This is a genomic window from Flavimobilis sp. BM9, from assembly GCF_058313055.1.
The window spans coordinates 311,713-327,144 of record NZ_JBZEMO010000005.1; the positions used below are offsets into that span (position 1 = coordinate 311,713).

General features: G+C 69.0%; 16 protein-coding genes. All 16 read left to right on the forward strand.

The window, feature by feature from the left end:
* Window positions 1-120 precede the first annotated feature (120 nt).
* The 16 genes from atpB to AC4F3Q_RS11065 all read left to right on the forward strand — a co-directional run bounded on the left by atpB (window position 121) and on the right by AC4F3Q_RS11065 (window position 15,426).
* Window positions 121-903, forward strand: a complete 783-nt coding sequence (gene atpB / locus AC4F3Q_RS10990) for a F0F1 ATP synthase subunit A (protein ID WP_491039994.1) — start codon at window positions 121-123, stop codon at window positions 901-903.
* Between the two features lie 96 nt (window positions 904-999).
* Window positions 1,000-1,221: an ATP synthase F0 subunit C gene (gene atpE, locus AC4F3Q_RS10995; RefSeq protein WP_434060860.1), complete on the forward strand. Its 222-nt coding sequence runs from the start codon at window positions 1,000-1,002 to the stop codon at window positions 1,219-1,221.
* A gap of 2 nt (window positions 1,222-1,223) precedes the next feature.
* Complete coding sequence (locus tag AC4F3Q_RS11000; RefSeq protein WP_491039995.1) at window positions 1,224-1,784, forward strand: F0F1 ATP synthase subunit B; 561 nt, start codon at window positions 1,224-1,226, stop codon at window positions 1,782-1,784.
* Complete coding sequence (locus tag AC4F3Q_RS11005) at window positions 1,784-2,599, forward strand: F0F1 ATP synthase subunit delta (RefSeq protein ID WP_491039996.1); 816 nt, start codon at window positions 1,784-1,786, stop codon at window positions 2,597-2,599. Before AC4F3Q_RS11000 ends, AC4F3Q_RS11005 begins: the two co-directional genes overlap by 1 nt.
* 96 nt (window positions 2,600-2,695) lie before the next feature.
* Window positions 2,696-4,327, forward strand: coding sequence for a F0F1 ATP synthase subunit alpha (atpA, locus tag AC4F3Q_RS11010; RefSeq protein ID WP_491039997.1), 1,632 nt, complete (start codon window positions 2,696-2,698; stop codon window positions 4,325-4,327).
* Between the two features lie 4 nt (window positions 4,328-4,331).
* Complete coding sequence (locus AC4F3Q_RS11015) at window positions 4,332-5,228, forward strand: F0F1 ATP synthase subunit gamma (RefSeq protein ID WP_491039998.1); 897 nt, start codon at window positions 4,332-4,334, stop codon at window positions 5,226-5,228.
* Between the two features lie 76 nt (window positions 5,229-5,304).
* Window positions 5,305-6,786 carry a F0F1 ATP synthase subunit beta gene (gene atpD, locus AC4F3Q_RS11020; protein ID WP_168447863.1) on the forward strand — a complete coding sequence of 494 codons (1,482 nt, stop codon included), beginning with the start codon at window positions 5,305-5,307 and terminating at the stop codon, window positions 6,784-6,786.
* Between the two features lie 46 nt (window positions 6,787-6,832).
* Window positions 6,833-7,102: a F0F1 ATP synthase subunit epsilon gene (locus AC4F3Q_RS11025; protein WP_168447864.1), complete on the forward strand. Its 270-nt coding sequence runs from the start codon at window positions 6,833-6,835 to the stop codon at window positions 7,100-7,102.
* 21 nt (window positions 7,103-7,123) lie between these two features.
* On the forward strand, window positions 7,124-7,537 hold the full coding sequence (locus AC4F3Q_RS11030; RefSeq protein WP_491039999.1) for a DUF2550 family protein: 414 nt from the start codon (window positions 7,124-7,126) through the stop codon (window positions 7,535-7,537).
* Window positions 7,538-7,568: 31 nt separating this feature from the next.
* Window positions 7,569-8,264, forward strand: a complete 696-nt coding sequence (nucS, locus tag AC4F3Q_RS11035; protein WP_491040000.1) for an endonuclease NucS — start codon at window positions 7,569-7,571, stop codon at window positions 8,262-8,264.
* Window positions 8,265-8,471: 207 nt separating this feature from the next.
* Window positions 8,472-9,491 carry a LacI family DNA-binding transcriptional regulator gene (locus AC4F3Q_RS11040; protein WP_491040001.1) on the forward strand — a complete coding sequence of 340 codons (1,020 nt, stop codon included), beginning with the start codon at window positions 8,472-8,474 and terminating at the stop codon, window positions 9,489-9,491.
* Window positions 9,492-9,564: 73 nt separating this feature from the next.
* Window positions 9,565-10,872 (forward strand): ABC transporter substrate-binding protein, encoded by a 1,308-nt coding sequence (locus AC4F3Q_RS11045; protein ID WP_491040002.1) that lies wholly within the window; start codon window positions 9,565-9,567, stop codon window positions 10,870-10,872.
* Window positions 10,873-10,974: 102 nt separating this feature from the next.
* On the forward strand, window positions 10,975-11,952 hold the full coding sequence (locus AC4F3Q_RS11050; RefSeq protein WP_491040003.1) for a carbohydrate ABC transporter permease: 978 nt from the start codon (window positions 10,975-10,977) through the stop codon (window positions 11,950-11,952).
* Window position 11,953: 1 nt separating this feature from the next.
* Window positions 11,954-12,838: a carbohydrate ABC transporter permease gene (locus tag AC4F3Q_RS11055; protein WP_491040004.1), complete on the forward strand. Its 885-nt coding sequence runs from the start codon at window positions 11,954-11,956 to the stop codon at window positions 12,836-12,838.
* Between the two features lie 150 nt (window positions 12,839-12,988).
* Window positions 12,989-14,209, forward strand: coding sequence for an N-acetylglucosamine-6-phosphate deacetylase (locus tag AC4F3Q_RS11060; RefSeq protein ID WP_491040005.1), 1,221 nt, complete (start codon window positions 12,989-12,991; stop codon window positions 14,207-14,209).
* Window positions 14,210-14,397: 188 nt separating this feature from the next.
* Window positions 14,398-15,426, forward strand: a complete 1,029-nt coding sequence (locus AC4F3Q_RS11065; protein ID WP_491040006.1) for a LacI family DNA-binding transcriptional regulator — start codon at window positions 14,398-14,400, stop codon at window positions 15,424-15,426.
* Window positions 15,427-15,432: the final 6 nt, after the last annotated feature.

Below are 15,432 nucleotides of genomic sequence, written 5' to 3' on the forward strand. Positions count from 1 at the left end.
CCGATTCCGACAATGTAGTCCGACGGACGTGCGACGAGCCGGGACCGGCTCGTTCAACTGTGCGTCGACGCGAAAGCTTGGGAGCTCATCCTGTCCGCCCTGAACCACCTCGGTGCCACTGTGCTCGCCGCTGGCGACGGGGGCTTCCACGTCCCCACGCTGGCCGACTTCTTCCCGGAAGCGATCCTGTTCGAGGGCACGATCTTCGAGTTCAACCGGATCACGATGGTCCGCGTCATCGCGACGCTCGTCCTCGTGACGATCTTCGCGATCGGTGCTCGCCGGGCGCGGCTCGTCCCCGGACGCTTCCAGGGCGGCCTCGAGATGATCCTGGACTTCGTCCGCGTCTCCATCGCTGAGGACATCATCGGGAAGAAGAACGCGCGCAAGCACGTCTCCCTCCTGACGATCATCTTCCTCGCGGTCTTCGCGATGAACATCACCGGGATCGTCCCCGGCCTCAACATCGCAGGCTCGTCGCTCATCGGCTTCCCGATCGTGCTCGCGCTCGTCTCGTACGTCGCGTTCATCGCTGCTGGCGTGCGCAAGCAGGGCGGGCTGCACTACCTGAAGAGCTCGCTCTTCCCGTCGGGCGTGCCGTGGCCGATCTACTTCATCCTGACGCCGATCGAGATCATCTCGACGTTCATCCTGCGGCCGGCGACGCTCGCGGTGCGTCTCCTCGTGAACATGGTCGCCGGGCACCTGCTCCTCGTCCTGTGCTTCGCTGCCACGCACTTCCTCTTCCTCGAGGCGGCCGGCGCGATCAAGGCGGTCGGCGCGGTCACTCTCGCTGCCGGGCTCGCCTTCACGGGCTTCGAGCTCTTCATCGCTGCGCTGCAGGCGTACATCTTCACGCTGCTCACGGCGGTCTACATCAATCTGTCCGAGGAAGCCCACTGAGGGATCCCTCGTTCCGACGGGCCGCGGACCGGCTCGTCGTCAACACCATGGGTGGGGGTTCTCCCGCCCACGATGGAAGGAAGCAATTCGGTGGAAATCTCGAACCTCGCTGAGCTCACGGGCAACATCGCCACGATCGGCTACGGCCTCGCGGCGCTCGGCCCGGGCATCGGCCTCGGCATCATGGTCGCCAAGACGCAGGAGGCCACGGCTCGCCAGCCTGAGGTCGCCGGCGCGCTGCGCACCAACATGTTCATCGGTCTGGCCACGATCGAGGCGCTCGGCCTCATCGGCTTCGCCGCTGGCTTCGTCTTCTGATCGTGCTCACCGCAACGATCCTGGCAGCCGAGGAGGCGGAGCACTCGATCCTGCTCCCCGCCACCTACGACATCATCTGGTCGGCCGTCTGCTTCGTCATCATCGCCTTCGTCCTCGGCAAGCTCGTCCTTCCGGTGTTCAACCGGATCCTCGACGAGCGCACCGAGAAGATCGAGGCGGGCCTCGCCTTCGCCGACACGGCGAAGGAGCAGGCCGAGGCCTCGGCCGTCGAGCAGGAGCGTCTGCTCCTCGAGGCGCGCACCGAGGCTGCTCGGGTGCGTGACGACGCCCGCAGCGAGGCGAACCAGATCGTCGTCGAGGCTCGTGCCAAGGCCTCGCAGGAGGCTGAGCGTCTTCTCGAGAACGCCAAGCGGCAGATCGAGGCCGAGCGGCAGGCGGCCTCCGTCTCGCTCCGTGCCGACGTCGGTGCGCTCGCGACCGAGCTCGCCTCGAAGATCGTCGGCGAGTCGCTCGACGACGTGGCGCGCCAGTCGCGTGTCGTCGACCGCTTCCTCGACGAGCTCGAGTCGTCTGCTCTGTCCGGAACCGTCAAGGAGAAGTGATGCGGGGTACCAGCCAGCGATCGCTGTCGACCGTGTGGTCGGGCTTCGAGCCCGTCCTCCAGGCGGCCGGCGACGATGCGAGCGTGATCGGGGAGCAGCTGTTCGCCGTCCTCGACGCGCTCGACTCCTCGAAGGCGCTCGTGCGCGCTCTCGCTGACCCGGCACGCTCGGGTGACAGCAAGGCCGCGCTCGTCCGCCAGATCCTCGGCGGCAGTCTCGACCCCCGTGTGGTCGACGTCGTCGCGGGACTCGTCGTGGAGCGCTGGACGGCTGACGCCGACCTCGTGGAGGCCGTCGAGCATCTCGCGGTCGCCTCCCTGCTGGTCTCGGCCCGTTCCCGCGGGCAGCTCCAGGTGGTCGAGGACGAGCTGTTCACGATCATGCGGTCGCTGCTCGGCTCGCGTGAGGCACGCTCGGCGCTCAGCGCGCCCGGCGTGACGGTCGAGGACCGCCTGCGGCTCCTCGACAGCGTCCTCGCTGGCCGTGGCGACGAGGTGACTCAGCAGCTCGCTCGTCGAGCCACGAGCCACCCGCGTGGACGCCGCTTCGTCGCGGCGCTCACGTGGTACTCGAGCATCGCTGCAGACCTCCGCGACCGCCTCGTGGCGCTCGTGACCGCGAGCCAGCCCTTCTCCGAGGAGCAGCTCGACCGGCTCGGCCGCATCCTCGCGCAGGCCTACGGCAAGGAGCTGCAGCTCAACTTCACGGTGGATCCCGCCGTGCTGGGTGGGCTGCGGATCCAGGTCGGGGACGACGTCGTGGACGCGACCGTCCTGAGCAGGATGACCGACGCGCGACGCCGGATGGCGAGCTAGTCAAGGCGCCCCGGCGCACCGATCGCACCTGCGGCCCTCACGGGTCGCGCACAGATGAACGTGAGACCGCACGGCGGTCATGACAGGAGACAAGCAATGGCTGAGCTGACGATCCGGCCCGAGGAGATCCGGGCTGCGCTGGACAGCTTCGTGAAGTCCTACGAGCCCCAGAAGACCGTGACCGAAGAGGTCGGCCGCGTCACCCTCGCCGGTGACGGTATCGCCCAGGTCGAAGGCCTCCCCGGCGTCATGGCGAACGAGCTCGTGCGGTTCGAGGACGGGACGCTGGGCCTCGCGCTCAACCTCGACGTCCGCGAGATCGGTGTCGTCATCCTCGGTGAGTTCACCGGCATCGAGGAGGGCCAGACGGTCCACCGCACCGGCGAGGTCCTCTCGGTCCCCGTGGGCGAGGGCTACCTGGGTCGCGTCGTCGACCCGCTCGGCAACCCGATCGACGGGCTCGGCGACATCGCGACCGAGGGCCGCCGCGCCCTCGAGCTCCAGGCTCCTGGCGTCATGGCCCGCAAGTCGGTCCACGAGCCGCTGCAGACCGGCCTCAAGGCGATCGACGCGATGATCCCGATCGGGCGCGGCCAGCGCCAGCTCATCATCGGCGACCGCCAGACCGGCAAGACGGCGATCGCGATCGACACGATCATCAACCAGAAGGCCAACTGGGACTCGGGCGACCCCGACAAGCAGGTCCGCTGCATCTACGTCGCGATCGGCCAGAAGGGCTCGACCATCGCGTCGGTCCGTGGCGCCCTCGAGGACGCAGGCGCGCTCGAGTACACGACCATCGTCGCGGCCCCGGCGTCCGACCCGGCCGGCTTCAAGTACCTCGCCCCGTACACCGGCTCGGCGATCGGGCAGCACTGGATGTACCAGGGCAAGCACGTCCTCATCGTCTTCGACGACTTGTCCAAGCAGGCCGAGGCCTACCGTGCCGTGTCGCTCCTCCTGCGCCGCCCGCCGGGCCGCGAGGCCTACCCCGGCGATGTCTTCTACCTGCACTCCCGCCTGCTCGAGCGCTGTGCCAAGCTCTCGGACGAGCTCGGTGCCGGGTCGATGACGGGTCTGCCGGTCATCGAGACGAAGGCCAACGACGTCTCGGCGTACATCCCGACCAACGTCATCTCGATCACCGACGGTCAGATCTTCCTGCAGTCCGACCTCTTCAACGCGGACCAGCGCCCGGCCGTCGACGTCGGCATCTCGGTCTCGCGAGTCGGTGGCTCTGCGCAGATCAAGGCCATGAAGAAGGTCTCGGGAACGCTCAAGCTCGACCTGGCGCAGTTCCGCTCGCTCGAGGCCTTCGCGATGTTCGCGTCCGACCTCGACGCGGCGTCCAAGGCGCAGCTCACCCGAGGCGCCCGCCTCATGGAGCTGCTCAAGCAGGGGCAGTACTCGCCGTACCCGGTCGAGGACCAGGTCGCTTCGATCTGGGCCGGCACGAAGGGCAAGCTCGACGACGTCCCGCTCGAGGACGTCCGCCGCTTCGAGGCGGAGCTGATCGACCACCTGCGCCGCAACACCGACGTCCTGACGACCATCGCGACCACGGGCAAGCTCGAGTCGGACACCGAGGACGCCCTCTCCGCGGGCGTCGACGCGTTCCGTGAGGGCTTCCTCAAGGCCGACGGCACGCCGCTCCTCGGCCAGGCCGAGGACGAGGACCAGGCGGCGCCGGTCGAGCAGGAGCAGATCGTCCGCCAGAAGAAGGCCTGAGCAGATGGCGGGTCAGCAGCGCGTCTACCGGCAGCGGATCCGGTCGACCCAGTCGCTGAAGAAGATCTTCCGCGCGATGGAGCTCATCGCGGCATCCCGCATCGGCAAGGCGCGTCAGCGCGTCGCGGCGGCGACTCCGTACTCGGAGGCGCTCACGCGCGCGCTGTCGGCCGCGGCGACGCACGCTCGCGTCGACCACCCGCTCCTGTCGGAGCGGACCGACACGAACCGCGTCGCGGTCCTCCTCGTCACCTCGGACCGCGGCATGGCGGGCGCCTACTCGGCGAGCGTCATCCGTGAGGCCGAGTGGCTCATCGAGCGGCTGAAGGCCGAGGGCAAGGAGATCGACCTCTACGTCTCCGGTCGCCGTGGTCTCCAGTACTTCTCGTTCCGCGGTCACACGCTCGCGGGCGAGTGGTCGGGCGACTCCGACGCCCCGACCGTCGAGGTCGCCAACGACATCGCCGACCGGCTCCTCGCGGCGTTCCGCGCACCGGCCGACGAGGGCGGTGTCGGCGAGCTGCACGTCGTGTACACGCAGTTCGTCAACATGGTGACGCAGCGTCCGCGTGTCATCCGGCTGCTTCCCCTCGAGGTCGTCGAGGGCGTGGTCGAGGCCGGCGAGCACGACGCGCTCCCGCTCTACGAGTTCGAGCCGTCCGCCGATGCGGTGCTCGACGCGCTGCTCCCGCGGTACGTCCGGCGTCGGATCTTCGCGGCCCTGCTCCAGGCAGGCGCTTCCGAGCTGGCGGCACGTCAGAGCGCGATGCACACCGCGACCGACAACGCCGAGGACCTGATCCGCACCTACACGCGCCTCGCGAACTCGGCACGTCAGGCGGAGATCACGCAGGAGATCTCCGAGATCGTGTCCGGCGCAGACGCACTGGCGGCCTCGTGATGGCGCCGCTCACCCCCGTAGCAAGCAACGTCCCCGCCGGAGCGACCTCCGGCCTTGTGAAGCGAGGCAAGAAGTCATGACTGCCACCACTGTTGAGAACGGTGCCGCAGGCGCCAAGGCGCCCGGAGTCGGTCGCGTCGCCCGTGTCATTGGCGCGGTCGTGGACATCGAGTTCCCCGCGGACCAGCTCCCCGAGATGTACAACGCGCTCCAGGTCGACATCGACCTGTCCGCGCAGGGTGAGGGCGAGAAGAAGTTCACGCTCAACCTCGAGGTCGCTCAGCACCTCGGCGACTCGATGATCCGCGCGATCGCCCTCAAGCCGACGGACGGTCTGGTGCGCGGCGCTCAGGTCCGCGACACGGGTGCGCCGATCTCCGTCCCCGTCGGCGACGTCACGAAGGGTCACGTCTTCGACGTGACGGGCGAGGTGCTCAACGCCAAGCCGGGCGAGACCATCGAGGTGACCGAGCGCTGGCCGATCCACCGCACCGCTCCGAAGTTCGACCAGCTCGAGTCCAAGACGCAGATGTTCGAGACGGGCATCAAGTCGATCGACCTCCTGACCCCGTACGTCCAGGGCGGGAAGATCGGTCTCTTCGGAGGCGCCGGCGTCGGCAAGACGGTCCTGATCCAGGAGATGATCTACCGCGTCGCGAACAACCACAACGGTGTCTCCGTGTTCGCCGGTGTCGGTGAGCGCACGCGTGAGGGCAACGACCTCATCGAGGAGATGACCGAGTCGGGCGTCATCAAGCAGACCGCGCTCGTCTTCGGTCAGATGGACGAGCCGCCGGGCACGCGTCTGCGCGTCGCCCTCTCGGCCCTCACGATGGCCGAGTACTTCCGCGACGTGCAGAAGCAGGACGTGCTCCTGTTCATCGACAACATCTTCCGCTTCACGCAGGCGGGCTCCGAGGTCTCGACCCTCCTGGGCCGCATGCCCTCGGCGGTCGGCTACCAGCCGAACCTCGCCGACGAGATGGGTCAGCTCCAGGAGCGCATCACGTCGACCCGTGGCCACTCGATCACGTCGCTGCAGGCCATCTACGTGCCTGCTGACGACTACACGGACCCGGCCCCGGCGACGACCTTCGCGCACCTCGACGCGACGACCGAGCTGAGCCGTGAGATCGCCTCGCGCGGTCTCTACCCGGCCATCGACCCGCTCGCGTCGACGTCGCGCATTCTCGACCCGCGCTACGTGGGCCAGGAGCACTACGAGGTCGCGACGCGCGTGAAGTCGATCCTGCAGCGCAACAAGGAGCTCCAGGACATCATCGCGATCCTCGGTGTCGACGAGCTCTCTGAAGAGGACAAGACCGTCGTCGGGCGCGCCCGGCGCATCCAGCAGTTCCTCTCGCAGAACACCTACATGGCTGAGCAGTTCACGAACGTGCCCGGTTCCACCGTCCCGCTCTCGGAGACGATCGAGGCGTTCAAGAAGATCGCCGACGGCGAGTTCGACCACATCTCCGAGCAGGCGTTCTTCAACATCGGTGGCCTCGAGGACCTCGAGCGCAACTGGGCACGGATCCAGAAGGAGTACGGCGTCTGACGCCGTACCCTGACTGACCAGCCGACACATCAGAGTAGGAGTCCCAGTGGCAGAGCTCACCGTCGACATCGTCGCGGCTGACCGACACGTGTGGTCGGGCACGGCGCGCAGCGTCGTCGCGCCCGCGCACGACGGCGAGGTCGGCATCCTTGCCGGTCACACGCCTCTCCTCGCGCTGCTCACGAGCGGCACGGTGCGAGTGACGCCCACGTCCGGGAGCGCGGTCGCCATCGCGGTGACCGGCGGATTCGTCTCGGTCGACTCCGACCAGGTGACGGTCGTCGCGGACTCCGCCGAGCAGCCGGTCTCCGGCTGACGACACGAGGCGATCATCAGGATGGATCTTGTCGGTTGGATCGCTGCGATCCTTGCGGCGCTCGTCCTGGTGGTCGCCTCTGTCGTCGTGTCGCGGCTGCGGTCGCTCGGGCACAGGGTGGGGTCGTTCGAGTGCGCGGTCGTCCCCGTCGGCCCCCATCACCTCGCCCCCGTCAAGGGCATCGCACACTACGCCGTCGGGCGGCTCGACTGGTGGCGGCGGTGGTCGCTGAGCCCGAAGCCTGCGGAGTCGTGGGCTCGGGGCGCTCTCGAGGTCGTGTCGCGAGAGCATGTCGAGGGCGACGACGAGCTGTACGTCGTCCGCTGCAGCTATCAGGGCGACGAACTCGTCCTCATCATGTCCGTCCAGGCCTACGCTGGCCTCACGTCGTGGCTCGAGTCGGCACCGCCGAGCTCGCACGGCGCCGTCGCCTAGGCGACCACGACCCACCTGGTAGGCAATTCTCGTGAGACTGGTGATCGCTGAGTGCTCGGCGCACTACACGGGCCGGCTCTCGGCCCACCTCCCGCTCGCTCGACGGCTCATCGTCGTGAAGGCCGACGGGAGCGTCCTGCTCCACTCTGACGGCGGGTCGTACAAGCCGCTCAACTGGATGAGCCCGCCGTGCGCGATGGCAGTCCGGCCTGCTGACGCGACCGAGGCGGAGGCAGGCGTCACCGAGATCTGGACCGTGCAGCACGCCAAGAGCGACGACCGCCTCGAGATCGAGCTCCACGAGGTCGTCCACGACTCGGCGCACGTGCTCGGGATCGACCCGGGGCTCATCAAGGACGGCGTCGAAGCGCACCTCCAAGCCATGCTCGCCGAGCAGATCGAGCTGCTCGGTGCCGGGCACACGCTCGTGCGGCGCGAGTACATGACGGCGATCGGGCCGGTCGACATCCTCGCGCGTGACCCGCAGGGCTCGGCGGTCGCGGTCGAGATCAAGCGTCGTGCCGAGATCGACGGGGTCGAGCAGCTCACGCGGTACCTCGACCTCCTCAACCGGGACCCGCTGCTCGCTCCTGTGCGTGGCGTGCTCGCCGCCCAGGAGATCAAGCCTCAGGCGCGCGTCCTCGCCGAGGACCGGGGGATCCGTTGCGTCGTCCTCGACTATGACGCGATGCGCGGCGTCGACGACGTGGACTCGCGTCTCTTCTGACCAGCCACAGCGCCCGTCCGACGGAGGACGGGCCCCTGTGACGGCTGTGTGCGTGACCGTTCTGTAACCAGATCTCTTCCCCCGCGCGGTTGACGGACTCGATTAGTTCAGTTGATACTCATAATCGAAGCGCTTCACGGAAGCGTTTCGACCACACCGCAACCGGCGCGGTGGGAGGGCGACGAGGCCTGACGAACGGGGCGAGACATGGTGACGATGGCGGACGTGGCGCGGCGCGCCAACGTGTCGTTGAGCACGGTCTCCTATGCCCTCAACTCGACCCGGCCCGTCGCGGTGGACACCCGCGAGCGCGTGTTCTCCGCGATGGCGGAGCTCGGCTACCACCGCAACGCGGCTGCGCGCAGCCTCGCGGCCCGCAAGAGCCACGTCGTCGCACTGATCTTCCCGGCCGTGGAGATCGGGATCGGCTCGACCATCGGCGAGTTCGTCGCCAGTGCCGCGGCCACGGCGCGGGAGCGCGGCTATCACCTCGTCCTCTGGCCGTTGCGCGCGGACGAGAGCGCCGACATGGTCGAGCTCGCCAGGCAGGGCCAGGCCGACGGGGTCCTGCTCATGGAGGTCACCCTCGAGGACGCGCGCGTCGCGGCACTGCGCGACGCGGGCATCCCTGTGACGCTCATCGGACGCACCCGCGAGCCGGAGGGGTTGTCCTACGTGGACATCGACTTCGAGTGCACCGCCGCCGAAGCGGTCGCCCACCTGGCGGGGCTAGGCCACGAGCACATCGGCTTCGTCAACCACTCGGTGCGGACGCAGGAGGCCGGCTACGGCCCGACCGTGCGCATGTCGGCAGACCTCGCGACGAGCGCCGCCGCGCACGGCGTGCGCCTCGTGCAGACGCTGTGCGAGGAGACCCCGGTGGCCGGCCGAGCCGCCGTCCATGACCTGCTCGCCGCCGACAGCGAGCTGACCGCGATCATCACGATGAACGAGATGGCGACGTTCGGCGTCACCGCCGAGCTGGCTCAGCTCGGACGCCGGATCCCTGAGGACGTCTCCGTCCTCGCCGTCGTCACCTCGCCCGGCGTGGTTGCCTCCACCATGCCCCCGCTGACCGTCCTGCTGTCGCCCGGCGCCGAGCTCGGTCGTCTGGGCACGCTCTGCCTGATCGACCAGATCGAGGCGACGGTCCCCGTTCCCCGGCCCGTGCTCGTCCCCTGCGGCCTCGCCGCCGGAGGGAGCACCGCACCGGTCCGGCCGCACTGATGGCCCCTCGGCTCCGCGCAACCGCGCAAGCCGCCCTGTTGATCTGTCCGCACGTCTCGAAGAGGAGAACATGATGAAGAAGCTCAATCGCCGCGCAGGGCTGATCGCGGCCCTGGTCGCGGCGCCCCTCGCGCTGACCGCCTGCTCGGGCGGCTCGAGCGACGACCCGAGCAGCGACGGGGGATCTCTGACGGTCTGGCACTACGAGTCCGACACCTCGGCCATGGGTCAGGCGTGGGCGAAGGCCATCGAGATCTTCAAGACCGAGCATCCCGGTGTGGAGGTCAAGGTCGAGAACCAGACCTTCGAGGCGATCCAGAAGAACGCGAAGATCGTGCTCACCGGCGACGACGTCCCTGATGTCATGGAGTACAACAAGGGCAACGCGACGGCTGGCCAGCTCGCCGCCCAGGGGCTGCTCAGCACCCTGACGGACGACGCCGAGGAGCTCGGCTGGAGTGACAAGCTCGCCTCGTCGCTGCAGACCACGGCGAAGTACAACGAGCAGGGTCTCATGGGGTCGGGCGAGTGGTACGGCGTCCCGAACTATGGCGAGTACGTCTCGGTGTTCTACAACAAGGACATGTTTGCCGAGCAGGGTCTGGAGGTTCCCACGACCCTCGAGGAGTTCGAGAAGGTCATGGACGCCTTCGTCGCCAAGGGCATCACGCCGCTCGCCGAGGCCGGCGCCGAGTACCCGCTGGGGCAGCTCTGGTACAACCTCGTGCTCGCGAACGCTGACCGTCAGTTCGTCAACGACTACCAGCTCTTCGAGAGCGACGTCGACTTCCAGGGTCCGGCGATGACCGCTGGCACCGAGAAGCTCGACGAGTGGATCAAGGACGGATACGTCGCGAACGACGTCGCCGGCCTCACTGCCGAGGACATGGGCACCGCGTTCATCTCGGGCAAGTACCCGATGATGGTCTCCGGCTCCTGGTGGTTCGGACGTCTCGTCGACGAGATCCAGTACGACTGGGGCCAGTTCCTGTTCCCGGGCAACACTCTCCACACGGGTTCCTCCGGCAACCTCTGGGTCGTCCCGGAGAACGCCAAGAACAAGGAGCTCGCGGTCGACTTCATCGACATCACGCTGCGCCCTGAGGTCCAGAACATCCTCGGCGAGAAGGGCGGCCTCCCGGTCGCCGGCGACCCTGCCGCGATCACCGATCCCAAGACGCAGGAGTTCACCAAGGCCTTCGCGGACATCAATGCCCAGGACGGCCTCGCGTTCTACCCGGACTGGCCCGTCGCTGGCTACTACGACCAGATCGTCAGCGCCCTGCAGTCGCTGGCCAACCAGTCGAAGTCGCCCGCCGAGGTTCTCAGCCAGCTGGAGACCCCGTACGTCGAGGGCAAGGCCGACCTGATCGAGGGCTGACGAGCCCCTGCGCAGGCCGCACACCCCGTCGGCCATCCGTCCGACCCCCTGCGGGCGGATGGCCGACGGCCCGCTTGACCGTTCCACCGAGAGAAGAGACCGATGCCAGCTTCCTCCTTGCCCACGGGCACGCGCGAGCTGCAGCCGACGGCTACCGCCGTCCGCTCCGCGCGGCGCCGCCCCTGGCGTGTGTCCCCCTACTGGTGGTACCTGCTGCCTGGCGGCATCGGGTTCGTGGCCATCATCGGCATGCCCTTCGTGCTGAACATCTGGTACTCCCTGCACCGGTGGAAGGGCGGCAACGCCCCGATGCGCTTCGTCGGGCTCGAGAACTACCAGAACCTGATGAAGGACGAGCAGTTCTGGCACTCCTTCCAGAACTCCGTCTCGATGATCGTCGCGATGGTCATCGTGCCGACGCTCATCGGGCTGATCCTCGCCGCAGTGCTGTTCGACTACATCGGCAAGCACTTCGGCTCGCGCACGGCGTCGTTCCTCCGTGCCACCTACTACCTCCCGCAGATCCTCCCCGTGTCGGTCGCGGGCATCCTGTGGAACTGGGTGCTCAACTCGCAGACGGGTGCGGTCAACGAGATCCTGCGGGGCGTGGGCGTCGACAGCCCGCCGAACTGGTTGGGCGACCCGGGCACCGCGATGCCGTCCGTGATGCTCGTGCTCATCTGGATGCAGATCGGGTACCCGACGGTGATCTTCATGTCGGCGCTGCAGCGTGTCGATCCTGAGCTCTACGAGGCCGCCGAGCTCGACGGCGCCGGCTGGTGGCGCCGGTTCCGGGCGATCACGATCCCTCAGATCAAGCCCGAGACGTTCGTGGTGTCTCTGACGTGCACGATCGCCGCGCTCAAGGTCTTCGCTCCGATCTACGTGCTCACCCGCGGTGGGCCCGAGGGGTCGACCCTGGTCCCGTCGTACTACTCGTACCTCAACTTCTTCGACAAGTCGAAGGTCGGGTACGGCTCGGCGATCGCGACCGTGCTGACCGTCGTGATCATCATCGTGGCGTTCGGCATCCAGTACTTCCAGAACCGCAGCGCCAAGCGTGAAGAGGAGGGCCGCTGACATGGCCACCATGACCACCTCGCCGACCTCGGCGGTCGCGGCACCCGCGACGACGCAGCGGCGGCGCAAGACTCCCGGACAGTGGGTCGTGCTGGGCGTGACCGTCGTGTTCGGTGTGCTGATGCTCGCGCCGTTCCTCATCATGCTGCTCAACGCGTTCAAGTCCCCGGCGGACTACTCGGCGAACGGTCCGTTGTCGCTGCCTGAGAACCTCTACTTCGACGGCCTCGGGACGTTCTGGGAGCGGGTGGGTTTCGAGACAAAGCTGTGGAACTCGATCTGGACATCGGCCTTGGTGGCGTGCTTCGCGGTCATCGTCTCGCTGCTCAACGCCTACGCCCTGGGCGTCGGGCGGGTCAAGGGCCGCCTATGGATCGTCGCTCTGTTCCTCCTGGCGAACATGCTCCCGCAGGAGATGCTCGTCTACCCGCTCTTCACGATGATGCAGAACATCGGGCTGAACAACTCACCGTGGTCGATCGTCCTGATCTTCACGGTGATCCAGTCGGCGTTCGGGACCTATCTGCTGGCCTCGGTGCTCGGTACCTTCCCGCCCGCGCTGCTCGAGGCGGCCGCCCTCGACGGAGCGGGACGCTGGCGGACGCTGTGGAGCATCGTCTACCCGGTGGTGCGCCCCACGATGAGCGTGCTGATGATCTTCTTCTTCATCTGGACGTGGAACGAGTTCTTCATCCCGTTGGTCATGCTCACGACGAACGACACCCAGACGGTCCCGATCGCGCTCGCGTCGCTCCAGGGTGACCGCATGCTCGACGTGCCTACGCTCAACGCGGGCACGCTGGTCTCGCTCGTACCGACTCTCGTGTTCTTCCTGCTGTTCCAGCGCACGCTGACGCGGGGCGTGACGGCGGGCGCGGTCAAGTAGCGGGCGGCGCGGTTCCCTGCCGTCGAGCGGAGTCTCGGCTCCCCGCCCTCATGGGGAGCCGAGGCACGTCGGCGCAGGTCGTCGGCGCAGGTCGGCACGTGCCCGGTGGGTCCTACGCAACCTGAGCCCGGGACACGAGACGATGGGTGCATGGTCGAGAACGAGCTCAACGGGTGGGCGTCGCGTGGACGCGTGGTGACGGGCGAGGGCGTCCTGGCGGACGGCGTCGTCGTGGTCGAGGGGGACCGGATCGTCCTGGTCTCATCGTGGGAGGACGCGCGTGCGTCGGCCTGGGCGGTGCACGTCGAGGGTCTCGGCGCGACGGACGACACCCTGGTCCCGGGGCTGATCGACCTGCACTGTCACGGCGGTGGGGGAGCGAGCTTCCCCGACGCGCCCGACGTCGCTACCGCCGCCGTCGCGGCCCGTGAGCACCTGCGCGCAGGGACGACGTCGCTCGTCGCGTCGCTCGTGACGGCGTCGCCCGAGACGCTGCTCGAGCGGACGGCGGTGCTCGCGGACCTCGCGGACGCGGGGGAGATCGCGGGCATCCACCTCGAGGGACCGTTCCTGTCGGCGGCGCGGTGCGGAGCGCAGGATCCTGACCTCATGCAGGCTCCCGACGCGGGGCTCGTGCGTGAGGTCGCGCGCGCGGCGCGGGGTCACCTCGTCACGATGACGGTTGCCCCGGAGGTGCCCGGCGTTGCAGGAGCGGGCGGGGTCGCGGACGCGCTCGCGGACGTGGGTGCGCTGCCGTCGTTCGGGCACACGGACGCGGCGGCGGGCGAGATGCGGGCGGCGATCGAGGAGTCGTTCGACAGGCTCGCGGCCGACGGCGTGCGTTCGCGGCGCCCGACGGTCACGCACCTCTTCAACGGCATGCGCCCGGTGGCGCACCGTGAGGCGGGGCCGATCCCGGACTGCCTCGCCGCGGCTGCGAAGGGGCGGGCCGTCGTCGAGCTCGTGGCGGACGGGACGCACGTGCACCCGGCGGTGGTGCGGGACGTGTTCGACATGGTGGGGCCGGGCAACGTGGTGCTCGTGACGGACGCGATGGCGGCTGCGGGCATGCCGGACGGCGCGTACCGCCTGGGGTCGCTCGACGTGACGGTCGTGGACGGGGTGGCGCGTCTGACGCACGGCAGGTCGATCGCGGGCGGGACCGCGCACCTGTCGCAGGTGCTGCGGGTGACGGTCGAGGGCGGTGTGCCGCTCGTCGACGCGGTCCGTGCGGTGACGGCGACGCCGGCGGAGGTGCTGGGGCGCCAGGACCTGGGCCGGCTCGCGGCCGGGGCGCGTGCGGACGTCCTGGTGCTCGGCCCGGACCTCTCGGTGCGTCGGGTGGCGCGTGCCGGGGCGTGGGTCGCGTGAGCGGGGCGGGCTGAGCCTGCACGGAGTGCGGCACTGCTCTTGAATGCCGCGCAGCCGTCGCGCTTGACGTCGCGCCGGGCGCGTGTGCGATAGTTGGTCATCGAAGCGCTTCACCAGAGCGTTCTTCCAGTTCCCGCGCCACCGGCGCGACCCGCGCCACGCGCGCACGACGACGAGGTCAGGGACCCATGGCGACGATGCAGGACGTAGCACGGCACGCAGGCGTGTCGCTGAGCACGGTCTCCTACGTGATCAACAAGACGCGCCCCATCTCGGACGCGACGCGCGCCCGCGTCGAGGCCGCCATGGCCGAGCTCGGCTACCGCCGCAACGCCGCCGCACGCTCCCTCGCGAGCAAGCGCAGCCGCACGATCGCCCTCGTCCTGCCCTCGACCGAGAACGCCCTCGGCGGGACGCTCTCCGAGATCGTCACGCAGGCCGCCCGCGTCGCCCGCGCCCATGACAACCACGTCGCCGTCTGGCCCGGGCTCGGCTCCGAGGAGCAGGACGCCGCCGAGATCCACGACCTCGTGCTCGAGGGTGCCGTGGACGGCGTCGTGTTCCTCGAGGTCTCGCTCGACGACGCGCGCGTCGCGACGCTCGAGAAGGTCGACGTGCCCTTCGTGACGCTCGGCCGACCCGCCCGCACCGAGGGTCGCGCATGCGTCGACATCGACTTCGAGGCGGCCGTCGACGAGGCCGTCGCGCTTCTCGCCGCCCAGGGGCACCGCGAGATCGGCTTTGTCAACCACTCCGAGGCGAGCAGGACGCGCGGCTACGGTCCCAGCGTCCGCGCGGAGGCCGCGTTCGCAGACGCCGCGCTCCGCCACGGCGTCTCCGGAACCCACACCTGGGCCGACGAGGACGCCGCAGGCGGCCGCGGCGCGCTCGACGCGCTGCTCGGTGCGGCACCCGCACTGACCGCCGTCGTCCTCATGAACGAGACCGCCGGCTTCGGGCTGCTCGCGCAGGCCCGTCGCCGCGGGCTCGACGTCCCCGCCGACCTGTCCGTCCTCGCGATCGCGACGTCCCGCGGCGTCGGAGCGCTCGCAGAGCCCCAGCTCACCTCGCTCGAGGTCCCCGCCGAGCGGCTCGCCCGCCACGCCGTGGAGACCCTGCTCGACCTCGTCGAGGGCCGCCAGGCCCCGTCCGAGCCCATCCTCGTCCCGTGCGCGCTCGCGCCGGGCGACTCCGTCGCGCCCCCGCGCGCCGGCTGAGCCGCG

Excerpts from the sequence above, each read along its gene's own strand:
- AC4F3Q_RS11030 (WP_491039999.1), top strand. The coding sequence starts at position 7,124 with ATGGATCTTGTCGGTTGGATCGCTGCGATCCTTGCGGCGCTCGTCCTG.
- atpD (WP_168447863.1), top strand. The coding sequence starts at position 5,305 with ATGACTGCCACCACTGTTGAGAACGGTGCCGCAGGCGCCAAGGCGCCC.
- AC4F3Q_RS11060 (WP_491040005.1), top strand. The coding sequence starts at position 12,989 with ATGGTCGAGAACGAGCTCAACGGGTGGGCGTCGCGTGGACGCGTGGTG.
- AC4F3Q_RS11045 (WP_491040002.1), top strand. The coding sequence starts at position 9,565 with ATGAAGAAGCTCAATCGCCGCGCAGGGCTGATCGCGGCCCTGGTCGCG.
- AC4F3Q_RS11040 (WP_491040001.1), top strand. The coding sequence starts at position 8,472 with ATGGTGACGATGGCGGACGTGGCGCGGCGCGCCAACGTGTCGTTGAGC.
- AC4F3Q_RS11005 (WP_491039996.1), top strand. The coding sequence starts at position 1,784 with ATGCGGGGTACCAGCCAGCGATCGCTGTCGACCGTGTGGTCGGGCTTC.
- AC4F3Q_RS11050 (WP_491040003.1), top strand. The coding sequence starts at position 10,975 with ATGCCAGCTTCCTCCTTGCCCACGGGCACGCGCGAGCTGCAGCCGACG.
- AC4F3Q_RS11065 (WP_491040006.1), top strand. The coding sequence starts at position 14,398 with ATGGCGACGATGCAGGACGTAGCACGGCACGCAGGCGTGTCGCTGAGC.
- atpA (WP_491039997.1), top strand. The coding sequence starts at position 2,696 with ATGGCTGAGCTGACGATCCGGCCCGAGGAGATCCGGGCTGCGCTGGAC.
- AC4F3Q_RS11055 (WP_491040004.1), top strand. The coding sequence starts at position 11,954 with ATGGCCACCATGACCACCTCGCCGACCTCGGCGGTCGCGGCACCCGCG.
- AC4F3Q_RS11015 (WP_491039998.1), top strand. The coding sequence starts at position 4,332 with ATGGCGGGTCAGCAGCGCGTCTACCGGCAGCGGATCCGGTCGACCCAG.